The 12,918-nt window shown below is 36.9% G+C and carries 12 protein-coding genes and 1 pseudogene; 5 read left to right on the forward strand and 8 right to left on the reverse strand.

The window, feature by feature from the left end; genetic code table 11:
- Window positions 1-175: 175 nt before the first annotated feature.
- The 5 genes from hpf to JZO69_RS05480 all read right to left on the reverse strand — a co-directional run bounded on the left by hpf (window position 176) and on the right by JZO69_RS05480 (window position 3,735).
- Window positions 176-727, reverse strand: coding sequence for a ribosome hibernation-promoting factor, HPF/YfiA family (gene hpf, locus JZO69_RS05460; RefSeq protein WP_010760772.1), 552 nt, complete (start codon window positions 725-727; stop codon window positions 176-178).
- Window positions 728-864: 137 nt separating this feature from the next.
- Complete coding sequence (locus JZO69_RS05465) at window positions 865-1,551, reverse strand: ComF family protein (protein ID WP_207111883.1); 687 nt, start codon at window positions 1,549-1,551, stop codon at window positions 865-867.
- Window positions 1,541-2,869, reverse strand: coding sequence for an ATP-dependent helicase ComFA (locus JZO69_RS05470; RefSeq protein WP_207111884.1), 1,329 nt, complete (start codon window positions 2,867-2,869; stop codon window positions 1,541-1,543). Before JZO69_RS05470 ends, JZO69_RS05465 begins: the two co-directional genes overlap by 11 nt.
- A 145-nt stretch (window positions 2,870-3,014) precedes the next feature.
- The gene (locus tag JZO69_RS05475; RefSeq protein WP_207111885.1) at window positions 3,015-3,338 is read right to left on the reverse strand and encodes a PTS sugar transporter subunit IIB; all 324 of its coding nucleotides are present in this window, start codon (window positions 3,336-3,338) and stop codon (window positions 3,015-3,017) included.
- A gap of 109 nt (window positions 3,339-3,447) precedes the next feature.
- Window positions 3,448-3,735 carry a DUF7662 domain-containing protein gene (locus JZO69_RS05480; protein ID WP_207111886.1) on the reverse strand — a complete coding sequence of 96 codons (288 nt, stop codon included), beginning with the start codon at window positions 3,733-3,735 and terminating at the stop codon, window positions 3,448-3,450.
- Window positions 3,736-4,155: 420 nt separating this feature from the next.
- On the opposite strand from JZO69_RS05480, the gene JZO69_RS05485 reads away from it, so the two are divergent.
- The 4 genes from JZO69_RS05485 (at window position 4,156) to JZO69_RS05500 (ending at window position 6,626) form a co-directional block, all read left to right on the forward strand.
- Window positions 4,156-4,815, forward strand: coding sequence for a YigZ family protein (locus JZO69_RS05485; protein WP_207111887.1), 660 nt, complete (start codon window positions 4,156-4,158; stop codon window positions 4,813-4,815).
- Window positions 4,805-5,041: a DUF2829 domain-containing protein gene (locus JZO69_RS05490; RefSeq protein WP_207111888.1), complete on the forward strand. Its 237-nt coding sequence runs from the start codon at window positions 4,805-4,807 to the stop codon at window positions 5,039-5,041. The genes JZO69_RS05485 and JZO69_RS05490 overlap by 11 nt, the downstream gene beginning before the upstream one ends.
- Before the next feature lie 146 nt (window positions 5,042-5,187).
- A complete protein-coding gene (locus JZO69_RS05495; protein WP_207111889.1) occupies window positions 5,188-5,952 on the forward strand; it encodes a 3-oxoacyl-ACP reductase in 765 nt (254 codons plus the stop codon).
- Between the two features lie 167 nt (window positions 5,953-6,119).
- Window positions 6,120-6,626, forward strand: coding sequence for a QueT transporter family protein (locus tag JZO69_RS05500; RefSeq protein ID WP_207111890.1), 507 nt, complete (start codon window positions 6,120-6,122; stop codon window positions 6,624-6,626).
- A gap of 67 nt (window positions 6,627-6,693) precedes the next feature.
- Here the strand turns inward: JZO69_RS05500 and JZO69_RS16845 are convergent.
- The 3 genes and pseudogenes from JZO69_RS16845 to JZO69_RS05510 form a co-directional block, all read right to left on the reverse strand.
- Window positions 6,694-6,816: pseudogene (locus JZO69_RS16845) on the reverse strand (DUF3788 family protein); the annotation flags it as partial.
- 10 nt (window positions 6,817-6,826) lie between these two features.
- Window positions 6,827-7,534 (reverse strand): GntR family transcriptional regulator, encoded by a 708-nt coding sequence (locus tag JZO69_RS05505; protein ID WP_207111891.1) that lies wholly within the window; start codon window positions 7,532-7,534, stop codon window positions 6,827-6,829.
- Between the two features lie 299 nt (window positions 7,535-7,833).
- Entirely contained in the window at window positions 7,834-12,081 is a 4,248-nt protein-coding gene (locus tag JZO69_RS05510; RefSeq protein ID WP_207111892.1) for a 2-hydroxyacyl-CoA dehydratase, read from the reverse strand.
- A 192-nt stretch (window positions 12,082-12,273) separates the two neighbouring features.
- Here JZO69_RS05510 and JZO69_RS05515 point away from each other — a divergent pair, with 192 nt between their 5' ends.
- A complete protein-coding gene (locus JZO69_RS05515) occupies window positions 12,274-12,882 on the forward strand; it encodes a TetR/AcrR family transcriptional regulator (RefSeq protein WP_207111893.1) in 609 nt (202 codons plus the stop codon).
- The last annotated feature ends 36 nt before the right edge of the window (window positions 12,883-12,918 follow it).

Here is a 12,918-nt window from a genome sequence, read left to right on the forward strand (position 1 = left end):
GAAAGAGACTGCGACAAAACGTGTGCCGTCCTGCTTCAGTCTCTAAAAATCGAATAAATAGAAGAAAAATAGCCCTCAATAATATTTTCTGAAAAACCTATTGATTTCAGTTAGTAATAAAGAAATTAAGTTTTTATTCAGTTAACTGAGGGCTATTATTCAACCTGTTTTTTTGTTAGTCAGTTTCGATCAATCCATATTTGCCATCTTTACGACGGTAAACAATACTTGTACCATTTGTTTCTGAATCTTCAAAGATAAAGAAGTTATGTCCTAACATGTTCATTTGTAATACCGCTTCTTCACTATCCATTGGTTTTAAAGAAAGGCGTTTTGTACGAACAATGTCTAATTCTGGCGTTTCATCTGGTGTTTCTTCACCATTTAAGAAAATAGCTGCTTTAGCAGTGTTCATCCCAGTTTCGCGAGATTTACGGTTAATTTTTGTTTTGAATTTGCGGATTTGTCGTTCTAATTTATCTACAACTAAATCAACACTTGCATATAAATCAGGTGATGTTTCTTCAGCACGTAAAACTAAATAAGGTAGAGGAATTGTAACCTCGACTTTTGCTGTTTTTTCAGTATAAACTTTTAAGTTCACGTGAACTGTTGCTTCAGGTGAATCACTGAAATAACGTTCTAATTTGCCGACTTTTTTCTCTACATAGTCTCGGATAGCTTCAGTAACTTCGATGTTTTCTCCACGCACATTATATCTAAACATAACAATTACCCCTTTCATCTGCCACTAAAGAAGGAATAAAAGGACCACTCTGTTATCCTTCTTCTTAATTCTATTATAACGAAACATCTGCCTTTTGCCAACAGAATTGCGGTCGATTTTTCAATTTAGTTTTTCTTTTATCTCGCGATGGAAAACGTATACAGTTTTGAAGGGTTATTTTCCAAAATAATTTCAGCAGCATGGAATATCGTACGTCCTGTTGTATAGATATCATCCACTAAAAGAATGTCTGAATTTGTGATCGCAGCTTGTCCTTTTTCTGTCAGTTTAAAGGGTTGTTTTAAAGTCAGTCGTTCTTTTCTTGTTTTTTGTACTTGAGAGACCCCATCAGCGAAGCGTGTTAAGTATGGTTGATATGGAATTCTCGCTGCTTCAAGTAATCCTTCAACTTGATTGAATCCTCTAACACTCAACCGTTCTTTTGAAATCGGCATTGGTATCACAAGAAAGTTCTTCTTCAGTTTAAAATACGTCTGTAAAACAGGGACAAAACTATGCCTAAGCGTATAATTCCCTTTAAATTTATATTCTTCAAACCATGCTTGCATCGCTTCGTTATATACAAAAAGTGCTTCGTGATGAAAATCATACTTTGGATACTGCTGCTGCCATTTTAAGCAATCTCTGCAATACTTATTTTTTGATTGGCGTTGACAGCCAAAACAGGTGCCTTTTTTTGATAAGTACTGAAATTCTTTTTCACAACGCGAACATAATTGTTCCGATAAAATTTTTTTAGGTATAAAAATTTCTTCGATTGTTAAATTTCTACTGATCGTTTGACTACAGTAATTACATCTCATCGATCAATCCTCTTTCTTTGCCTAAAGCATTCATTTTTTTTATTTGTATAATTGCTTCTTTCATGGTTTTTGTACAGCCATCGTGCAAAAACCAAACCTCACCTGCTGTGTATTCCTTTCTTCTATCCACTCGTCCGGCAATTTGTACAAGTGCTGAAGTAGCAAATACTGTGTGATTCGCCCCAAAAACAATTACCGAAACACCATCAAATGTTACACCACGTTCTAATATAGTGGATGTCATAAGAATTCGATATTCTTTATTTCTCATTTTTACCACTTTTTCTAAACGATCTGGATCTTGAGAATGAACATACGCCAATGGGACGTTGGGAAATTGCTTTTCTACGACTTCTTTTAACTGTTCCATCATTGTAATACTCGGACAAAAAATCAACACATCATTTTTACAGACTAGCGATTGAATTTTTACTACTAATTGTTTTGGGATTTTCCCTTGTTTGATTTTCTGATGCCATCGATGACACCATTTTATTTTAGGCACCGGCAAGACTCTTCGATGATAGCGAGCGGGTAATATACTTGTTTGTAGTTCATTTTGTGCTGTTTTTTTTGTTAGTTCTTTCGTTGGTGTTGCCGTTAAATAAATAAGTGAACTATTTTTCTTGATTGCTTGCTGCACACCATATTGTAGCAATGGATTATTAACGAATGGAAAAGCGTCTACTTCATCAATAATCAGCACATCGAATGCTTGATAAAAACGTAGTAATTGATGCGTTGTACATACTAATAATTTAGTATAACGATATGATTCTTCCATCTTGCCATGAAGAAGGATCATCGTTTCGTCTGGAAAAACTGCTTGTATTCTAGGAAAAAGTTCCAGACAAACATCCACTCTTGGTGAGGCAATACCTACTCGATAACCAGACTCCAACGAATAATGGATCATTTTAAACAGCATTTCAGTCTTCCCAGCACCCGTCACAGCCCAAACCATTCTGGACTCATTCTTTTTAACAGAGTCCAATAACTGATCTGATACCTCTTGCTGCCCTTTGGTAAGTGTTCCTTTCCAAGCAAAATGAACTGTTCTTTTAATTGGTTTTGGTTCAGGTAAATGATAAAAATCTTGACTTGTATCTACTCGACCTAGCTGAATACACCCAGGACAAAAATAACATTCTGTAACGAGTTGGACGGCTTGTTTATTTTGAATCTGACCACAGCGTAAACATTGTAATTCTTTTTCATTAAATTCTTTCATTGTTGGTAATTTTTGAGCATATTCTTCTATTGTGTCACTCGTATTGAGCTCGTTTTTTAAAACTTTTCTTCCCCATAATTCTTCCATTTTTCCCCTCCAATATTAAACTACGCATTTTCTATGGGATATTTTTTATGTTTTGGAATAATTATGAAGGGATCTTCCTTTAATAAAAATAGAGAGTGCGAAGGAAAAGTAAAAAACTTTGCCTCGCACTCTCTATTTTTATTTTTTATTTATCTCCAATTAAATTCAATGCTTGCTGTAGTACCTTTTCACCGTTCATCATGCCGTAATCAGCCATATTTATTACTTCCAACGGAATTCCTTTTGGTTCTAGGCGTTTCTCAAAATCGCCTTTCATAAAGCGTACTTGTGGGCCTAATAATAATACATCCACAGGTTTACTCTCTAAATTGTTGTCCGCATCTGAGGCTGACACCGCAAAAATATCTGTATCTAATCCTTGAGCATCTGCTGCTTTTTGCATTTTTGTTACTAGTAAACTTGTACTCATCCCGGCTGAACATACAAGCATAATTGTTTTTTTAGCCATTTCATCCATCTCCTTCATCTTATCAATAACATAACCTATTTTTCTTGCTATTTAAACTTATTATAGTAGAAAACAGACTTTTGTCAACGCTTCCTACTTTTAGTTTATGTCAAAAAAGCCAGTTTGATTTTAGTAATTTATTGAATACTACATATTCTTTTTTTATATTTACTTGTGCAACTTGATAGCCAGCATTCAACCACCCATATGCACCTTTTTCTGGATGTTTATGGTCATTGGCCCACCAATCGATGTCTGTTCGTGCCGTTTTGGGAAGTCCAGAATGAGGAAAGAGCAACTCGTCAAATTGAGTAAAAGTCAAAGTTACTTGTGAACCACCATTGGTCGTTAAATAATGGGTAACGCTATCATATTTTTTTTGACGCTCCTTTGCCAAATTCGTCACTCCTTTTTCCTTTTATGGTCCGATGTCCGTTACTCCTACCTCGCTTCGCTCCAAGGGTAATGGCACTCCTTTTTCTTTTTATGGTCCGATGTTCGCTACTCCTACCTCGCTTCGCTCCAAGGGTAGTGGCACTCCTTTTTCTTTTTTATGGTCCGATGTCCGCTACTCCTACCTCGCTTCGCTCCAAGGGTAGTGGCACTCCTTTTTCTTTCTTGGGACCGTTGTCCGATATCCATCAAGATATGCGTTGTTTGTTATATCTGTAAAGCGGTTAATCCTTTTAATCATTATCTCATAAAAGCTTAAAGAAGCAAACGAAGGTCCTTTATTTCTGTAGATTTAATATGAACAGTTGCTTCTCTTTCATATTTTTTTTATACTTAATACATTATCTAGAAAAGGAATGAGAAAATGCTTGAAAGTTATTTTACCATTCGCTCGGATGGAGAAAGTGAAATTGAGATAAAAAAATCACGGTTTATTTGCTTTCTCAAACGTGTCTATTCAGAAGAAGAGGCAAAAGAATTTATTGCGCAAACGAAGAAAGAACATTGGAAAGCAAATCATAATTGCAGTGCGTTTGTAATTGGTGAAAAAAGTAATATCCAACGCAGCAGTGATGATGGTGAGCCTAGTGGAACAGCGGGTGTTCCTATGTTAGAAGTCTTAAAAAAACAGGAACTGATCAATGTTGCGGCAGTTGTTACTAGGTACTTTGGCGGGACTAAATTAGGCGCTGGCGGTTTAATTCGGGCATATAGCCATGCCGTTTCTCATGCATTAGGAGAGATTGGTTTAGTTCAAGGAAAGTTGCAGCAGGAAATTCGTTTAACTATTAGTTATCCAAACTTAGGAAATGTTCAAAATTTTATGGAAAACAATCCCTATACACTAAAAGACACTATCTACGGAGAACATGTTGAAGTCATTTGCCTTGTTGATGAGACAAAAACCGAGCAATTTATGTCAGAAATCGTCGAACAATTACACGGTCAAGTTACCTTCGAAAAAGGCGAATGTTCTTATCATGAACTACCTATTACTAAAAAGGAGCAAACAGATGACATTTGAAGAAGTATTACCTCAGATTAAAAAAGGCGCTAAAGCTGTAAGAACAGGTTGGAGCGGTTTTGAATTGTACATTGAATTAAGAGATGAAATTGGAACCTCAGATGGTGAGTTTCTAAAAGTTACACCTTATTTTTTGATCAAGACTTCCGATGAAGGTTATAGTATGTTTTCACCAACACCTTGTGATGTACTAGCACAAGACTGGAAAATCGTCAGCGCAGATTAGAGATGTAGAAGACAGAAGTAATCTCTTATTTCCGAAGAGGTTCCTTCTGTTTCCACCGTTTATTTGTAGTTAGTGTGTGAAACAAAAGTGCTTTTTACTTTTGTCCCACACATTTTTCTTATCGTATCAAGAAAAGAGGAGTAGTTATGCATTTTGATGAATATGAGGGAAAAACAGTTTTTATCACAGGAGCGGCTTCTGGTATCGGACAAGCTCAAGCCATTGCTTTTGCAACTCAAGGAGCTAATGTATTAGGCATGGACCTTGATTCAGAAGGCTTAGCAAAAACAACAGATAAAACCAAGGATTTAACTGGACAGTTTTTAGCTCATATTGGTGATGTTACGGAAAAGAGTGAGATTATTTTAGCAGTAACAAAGGCAAATAAAGCATTCGGCACCATCCATATTTTATTAAATACGGCTGGTATTTTAGATAACTATACACCAACTTTAGATACAACGGAAGACATGTGGGATCGTGTTTTGTCAGTGAACTTAAAGGGCACTTTTTTAGTCACCAATCAAGTGCTACCGCAAATGCTGAAACAAAGCCACGGTGTTATCATCAACATGGCGTCAATTGCGGGAATGGTTGCGGGCGGTGGTGGGGCAGCTTATACAGCTTCAAAACATGCAATCATTGGTTATACGAAACAATTGGATCATGACTATATCAAACAAGGCATCCGAGCAAATGCAATTGCTCCTGGTGCGATTCAAACACCGATGAATGCAGCTGATTTTGCTGGTGATGGCAAGATTGCAGAATGGGTTGCTGCTGAAACACCTGCTGGTCGTTGGGCCAAACCCGAAGAAGTTGCTTCATTAACTCTTTTTTTAGCAAGCGAGCATGCAGACTATATTCATGGAACGGTGATGACTATTGATGGTGGTTGGTTAGAAAAATAACGTTGTTTAAAATCTTTCATCTTCCTTTACAAACGATGGAATCTTCGGTAACATGAACCTCAGTGGAGCAATTCACACTATGACACTTCAGTTGGCAGTTTCTTGTCACGTCCTTTGGTCATAGTTATTACTAAAACAGAGAATCTGTTTTACAAAGGAGAATACAAATGAATAATCCTAACTCACAGACCCAATCATGGTCTGTCGTCACCTTGACAAAGATGGCTTTGATTATGGCACTCTATGTCATTGTCACTATTTTTTTAGCACCCTTTAGTTTTGGTGCTATCCAGCTTAGATTTTCGGAGATGTTTAATTACTTACCACTTTTTAACAAACGTTATATTGTAGCAGTAACTTTAGGGGTAGCTATTTCAAATTTCGCCTCACCTTTAGGCTTAGTTGATGTTATCATTGGCAGTGTGTCAACATGTCTGATTTTACTTTTTTCTTACTATGTCACTAAACGCTTAAAAAACCAAATCAAAAAAATGGTGCTGACAGCCATTCTTTGTTCGTTTTCTATGTTTACTGTCGCTGGACAGTTGACTTATTTTTACCACTTGCCGTTTTTTTACACGTGGCTGACTGTTGCCCTTGGCGAATTGTTATCCATGACCATTGGCGGTATTTTGATTTACTGGATAAATGAGAAAATTGATTTAACCAAATAATAAGTTTTATTATATAAATAAAACGTGAGTGGGACATAACTCTTCGAGTCATATCCCACCCACATGGAATCCGGATAAACGGTGGGAGCAGAAGCAATCCCTTCGGAAATAAGCTGAAATTCACAAAAATTTGAAGAACAATTTTCGTGAATTCCTTCTTATTTCTCGGGATTAAACACTTCTGTCCCAACCTCGTTTTTCTATTTTTCTAAATAAAATTCGAAGCGGTTCCCCACATATTGTGTTCGCACATATTCAAAGGGCGTTCCATTTTCAAAATAAGAAATCTGACGAAGACGAAGAATGGCATCTCCTCGCTTGATTTTCAAATAATCTGCAATCTGTTCAGATGCTAGCATCGCTGAAATTGTTTGATTGGCATGTCCGATTTTATTGCCGCCTTTTTCTTCTAATGTTTTATAAAAAGAATTTGTGATCTCAGTTTTGCTGTACTGATCGACTAAAGAGTACGGAACACTGGCAACTTCGAAACAAATTGGTAAATCATCTGCAAAACGAACCCGCTCCATACGTACGATTTGTTCATTTTCTTTCAGATTTAACTTTTCCATTTCACTGGAGCTTGGTTTGGCTACATAATAAGAAACTGTCCGACTGGAAGGGACTCGATTTTGAGAAAGCATGATATCAGTAAAACTAGTCGTTCCCGTCATTTTTTCTTGTACTTTTTTGCGGGCAACATAGGTCCCTGATCCGACCTTACGTTCTAAAATTCCCTCATCAGCTAGCGTTTGAATCGCTTGTCTCAATGTCATTCGGCTAACATTAAAATGAATAGACAACTCACGTTCTGAAGGAAGTCTGTCACCGATCTTCCAAACACCATGTTCAATATCTTCTTTAATTTTATCGTGGATTTGAATATACACTGGCAAACTTGACACCATCTTACTTCCTCCTTTTTATTCTCTTTCATTATAACTGGTATATACCTCATAAACAACTAAAAGTTCCAAATCCAAACAAAGGAAACGTTCACAACCTCTATTTGGTATGCTTCGTCATCAAAAGTGACTTTTACCCCTTTTTTTGTTGAAGCAAGAATCCGCACTATAAAAATAGAGGCTGCGACATGACTCTACGAGTTATATCACAGCCTCATGAAATCCAAATAAACGGTGGGAACAGAAGCAATTACTAAAATCTGAAAGCTCGTAAATGAACACTTCTATTCAAATCTCTGTTTCTAGGAACGAATTTTTTCTTCCTCCATCATTTTATGAGCCGTAGCCATCATCAAACGAATTCGGTTTAATTGGTTCACTAATGAAACGCCTGGATCATAATCGATTGGTGCTATATTGGCTTTAGGATATTGACGGCGCAATTCTTTCGTCACACCTTTTCCTACAACATGGTTTGGTAAACAGCCAAATGGCTGCATACAGACAATATTATTCACATCTGATTTCAATAACTCAATCATTTCTCCTGTTAAAAACCAACCTTCACCCGTATGATTTCCAATTGAAAGTATTTTCCCTGCATCTTCTGCTAATTCATGAATAGAACTAAGTCCTTCAAAACGGTTTGAATTTCTTAATGCCTTATCCATTGGTTTTTCAACATATTCAATCATCCGAATGGCAAACTGCGCAAGGTTCTTACTTTTTTTAGACATTCCCATATTCTCATATTTCCAAATTTGATTATATAGAGAGTAATTCATAAACCCAACTATATCTGGAACAACGGCTTCGGCGCCTTCTTCTTCCAACAAACGAACAATGTCGTTATTGGCAGTTGGTGAATATTTCACTAAAATTTCGCCAACGACCCCAACTTTTGGTTTTTTGATGTCTCTTAATGGGACTTCATCAAATTCTTTGATGATTTTTTTCATGTTCCGATTAAATAGTGTCAACGAACCATTTCGGACATTTTTTTCAATTTGCTTTAACCATTTTTCATGGAGTGAGTCAATCATCCCTTTTTCTACTTCATATGGACGTGTTCTGTAGACCACTCGTTCAAACAAATCACCATATAAAAAGGCAATAGCTACTCGTTTTAACATCGGTAAAGTAAATTTGAAGCCTGGATTAGATTCGACTCCTTTATTTCCCATTGAAACTGAAACTACTGGAACCTGCGGGAATCCTGCATCATTCAAAGCTTTTCTAAGTAACGGAATATAGTTTGTTGCACGACATCCACCGCCTGTTTGCGTCATCATTACACTCACATGATCTAGATCATATTCGCCGCTTTCCAAAGCTTCAACCAATTGTCCAATTGAAATGATTGCTGGATAACAGGCATCATTATTAACGTATTTCAGTCCTACATTTACAGCTTCTCGATCATCAGCCGGTAAACAAACAACGTTATAGCCCGATGCTTGCAATGCCACATCGACTAAGCCAGATTGGTGAATTGGGCTTAGCATTGGTAAAAGCAAGGTATGAGTATTTTTCATTTCTTTTGTAAAAACAATTTTTTCAGGTTCTTCTTGCTGCAATTTTGGTTCAAAATTCATTTTTTCCCGTTCACCGACTGCTGCCTTTAATGAACGTAAACGAATCCGAATAGCCCCTAAGTTAGATCCTTCATCAATTTTCAAGACCGTATATATTTTTCCATATTGATCCATGATTTCTTCTACTTGATCAGTCGTCACCGCATCTAACCCACAGCCAAAAGAATTCAGTTGCACAAGTTCAAGATTTTTTGATTTGGCTACAACGCGAGCCGCTGCATATAAACGAGAATGATACACCCATTGATTGACCACACGTAAATTTCCTACATCACCCAAATGAGACACACAATCTTCAGTCAACACATGGAACCCTTCTTGCGTAATCACATCAGCGATTCCGTGATTGATCTCAGGGTCTAAATGATAAGGTCGCCCAGATAAAACAATCCCACGTTCACCTTTTTGATTCAGCATCACTAATATTTCTTCCCCTTTATTGCGGATGTCAGCTTTAAACGCATCTAGCTCTTCATAAGCGTGACGTAAAGCTTTAGAAACTTGTTCACTAGAAATACCAAGATCGGCAAACGTTTCACTTAAAACCTTAGCTACGGATGCTTCATCCGCTAAATTGATATACGGATTACGGTAATCAACTTTTCCATCACGAATATCATCGACATTATTACGAATAACATCAGGATAGCTTTGCACGATTGGACAATTGAAGTGATTATCGGCGGTGGCTGATTCTTGCCGCTCAAACACGACACCTGGATAAAAAATCATCGGCACCTTGGAATCGATCAATGCTTGGATATGTCCATGAGAAATTTTAGCAGGATAACATGCTGTATCACTAGGAATTGTTTCCATCCCTTGTTCGTATAGCTCTTTATTCGAACGTGGAGATAATTCCACTCGAAACCCTAAATCAGTGAAAAAAGTATGCCACAATGGATAGTTTTCGTACATATTCAATACTCGAGGTATTCCAATTCTACCGCGCACAGCATCCTTTTCTTTCAACGGACGATACTTAAATAATTTTCGGTATTTATAATCAACTAAATTGACTCTACGATCTTCTTTTTTGACTTTGATTCTTGCGCCACGCTCACAGCGATTTCCAGTAACAAATTGCCGACCATCAGAAAAGATGGTCACGGTCATCATACAATTGTTCTCACATAAACCACAGTGGGTAAACTCTTTATCAGCTGTAAAAGTATCCAGCTCCTCAAGTCCTAAAATCGTTGTTTCTTGTCCTAACTCATAATCTTCTAACGCAATCAAAGCAGCACCATAAGCACCCATTAAACCAGCGATTGAAGGACGAACAACTTCCCGCTCGCTAATCATTTCAAAGGCGCGTAAAACTGCCTCATTGTAAAATGTCCCACCTTGGCAAACGATTTTCTTACCAAGTTCTTCCGGTCGTCGAACTTTGATTACTTTGTAAATTGCATTTTTTATGACTGAATAAGACAATCCAGCTGAGATATCACCAACAGAAGCTCCTTCTTTTTGGACTTGTTTCACTTTTGAATTCATGAATACTGTACAGCGAGAACCTAAATCTACTGGCGCTTTAGAACTTAGCGCCTCAATCGCAAAATCTTTTACATCAAAATTTAGCGATTTAGCGAATGTTTCAATAAAAGAACCACAACCTGACGAACAAGCTTCATTTAGTTGAATAGAGGATAGTACGCCATCTTTGATCGTCATGGCTTTCATATCTTGACCGCCAATATCTAAAATAAAATCGACCCCAGGCTGAAAATGATTTGCAGCCTTATAATGAGCCATCGTTTCGACTTCTCCTATATCGACTTTTAACGCATTTTTTATCAAATGTTCTCCGTACCCAGTAACTGCGGATTTCCCAATAAAAACGTCTTGCGGTAATTGTTGATATAACTCTTTTAACACACTCATTGTCGTTTCTAAAGGTTGACCTTGATTGTTTCCATAAAATGAAAATAACAAGTTTCCCTCTTCATCTATCAAAGTAACTTTCGTTGTGGTCGACCCTGCATCAATTCCTAAAAAGGCAACCCCACGATGTTCAGATAAACATTTTTCTTGCGCTTTGGCTTGGTCGTGACGCGCTCTAAACGCTTTTAATTCTGCTTCATCTTGAAATAACGGTTCGAGTGTATCCGTCGGTTTTAATTGTTCCTGATTTCCCTTCGTCAAACGCTGAACTAAATCAGTTAAGGTCGTTGGATTTGCTCCTTCAGAGTAAATAGCTGCCCCCATTGCTACAAATAATTGAGGATTTTCTGGGAAAATCACATCTTCGGGCTGGACATCCAAAGTTTCGATGAATCGTTTTCTAAGCTCTGACATAAAGAAAAGCGGTCCGCCTAAAAAAGCGATTTTGCCTTTGATCTTCCGACCAGCTGCAAGTCCTGCAATTGTTTGATTGACCACTGCTTGAAAAATACTCGCTGAGATATCCTCTTTTGCAGCGCCTTCGTTGATCAATGGTTGAACATCTGTTTTAGCGAAAACACCACATCTTGAAGCGATCGGATAAATTGTTTGGTAGTTTTTGGCTAATTCATTGACGCCGTTAGCATCTGTTTTTAATAAAACAGCCATTTGATCGATAAAAGCACCCGTACCTCCAGCACAACTACCATTCATCCGTTGCTCTAAGGCTCCTTCAAAAAAGGTGATCTTCGCATCTTCGCCACCCAGCTCAATAGCAACATCTGTTTCCGGTATGATTTCTTCTACTGTTTTTGTACAGGCGATGACTTCTTGAACAAAAGAAATATTCAAAACTTCTGCCAATCCCATACCGCCAGAACCTGTGATCGTCATTGTTATTGGTGTCTTTTCACCTAGTTCATTCATTGCTTCATTCAATACTTTTTCAGTTGCAGCTTTTACATCGGAATAATGTCTTTCATATTTGGCGAATTTCGTCTGATTTTTTTCATCAATAATTACTAATTTCACAGTTGTCGAACCAACGTCTATTCCTGCTCTTAATGTCATGTGTTTTAGCTCCTTAAATTCCATACCCTATTATTGTACAACACTTTGTTGATTATCATACAAGGTGTCTGATATAATACTTATGTATATTTTAGAAAGATTCTAATTTATTTGCAACAAGCAAAACACCCAAATTTGTGAGATAAGCAACAAACTTTGAAAAACTGTTGATTATTTCGAAAGGAATTTTTTATGTCAAAGAAAATCGACCTACGGGTAAAACGGACACATAAAATGATTATCGAAGCTTTCTTTCACTTAGTCGATGAAAAAGGCTATGATTGTATAACGATTCAAGACATTGCGGATGAAGCGATGATCAATCGTGCAACTTTCTATGCTCATTTCAAAGATAAACAAGATCTTTATGAACAAATTTTTGATTTTGCAATTAATGCTTTTACCTCTGTTATCGACACTGAACAAATTATTGTCAGCAATCGTATCAAGGTGAAACAAATTGAATTTTTGCTAACACATATTTATGTTAATATTCAAAAAAATAAAAAGTTCTTTTTGACCATTATGGATGGTAGTTCTAATGAACTATTAAGAAAGAAACTTGCAGAGATTATTTACGAAAAATATGCAGACATCTTTTCTAAGCTAAAAATTACTGAAAACGATATAGAAGTCCCCATCGATTTTATCATTGAGTATATGACTTCTATTTTTATTGGAACGCTCCATTGGTGGATCACTAGTGACACAGACATGTCCCCCAATCATTTAGCTAGACTTGTTATTAAACTAGTAGGAAACGGCCATCTGACTGTTTTAGGGCTGGAAATTGATAAATAGTACTTATTAAACTAAAAGAGTGTGAAGCAAAACTGA

This window comes from Candidatus Enterococcus ikei (assembly GCF_017316105.1).
Taxonomy (GTDB): Bacteria; Bacillota; Bacilli; order Lactobacillales; family Enterococcaceae; genus Enterococcus_L; species Enterococcus_L ikei.

Coding starts and splice junctions, on each gene's coding strand:
- JZO69_RS05495 (WP_207111889.1), top strand. CDS start 5,188: ATGCATTTTGATGAATATGAGGGAAAAACAGTTTTTATCACAGGAGCG.
- JZO69_RS05505 (WP_207111891.1), bottom strand. CDS start 7,534: ATGGTGTCAAGTTTGCCAGTGTATATTCAAATCCACGATAAAATTAAA.
- JZO69_RS05490 (WP_207111888.1), top strand. CDS start 4,805: ATGACATTTGAAGAAGTATTACCTCAGATTAAAAAAGGCGCTAAAGCT.
- JZO69_RS05465 (WP_207111883.1), bottom strand. CDS start 1,551: ATGAGATGTAATTACTGTAGTCAAACGATCAGTAGAAATTTAACAATC.
- JZO69_RS05500 (WP_207111890.1), top strand. CDS start 6,120: ATGAATAATCCTAACTCACAGACCCAATCATGGTCTGTCGTCACCTTG.
- JZO69_RS05485 (WP_207111887.1), top strand. CDS start 4,156: ATGCTTGAAAGTTATTTTACCATTCGCTCGGATGGAGAAAGTGAAATT.
- JZO69_RS05515 (WP_207111893.1), top strand. CDS start 12,274: ATGTCAAAGAAAATCGACCTACGGGTAAAACGGACACATAAAATGATT.
- JZO69_RS05475 (WP_207111885.1), bottom strand. CDS start 3,338: ATGGCTAAAAAAACAATTATGCTTGTATGTTCAGCCGGGATGAGTACA.
- JZO69_RS05470 (WP_207111884.1), bottom strand. CDS start 2,869: ATGGAAGAATTATGGGGAAGAAAAGTTTTAAAAAACGAGCTCAATACG.
- hpf (WP_010760772.1), bottom strand. CDS start 727: ATGTTTAGATATAATGTGCGTGGAGAAAACATCGAAGTTACTGAAGCT.
- JZO69_RS05510 (WP_207111892.1), bottom strand. CDS start 12,081: ATGACATTAAGAGCAGGAATAGACGTTGGTTCGACAACTGTGAAATTA.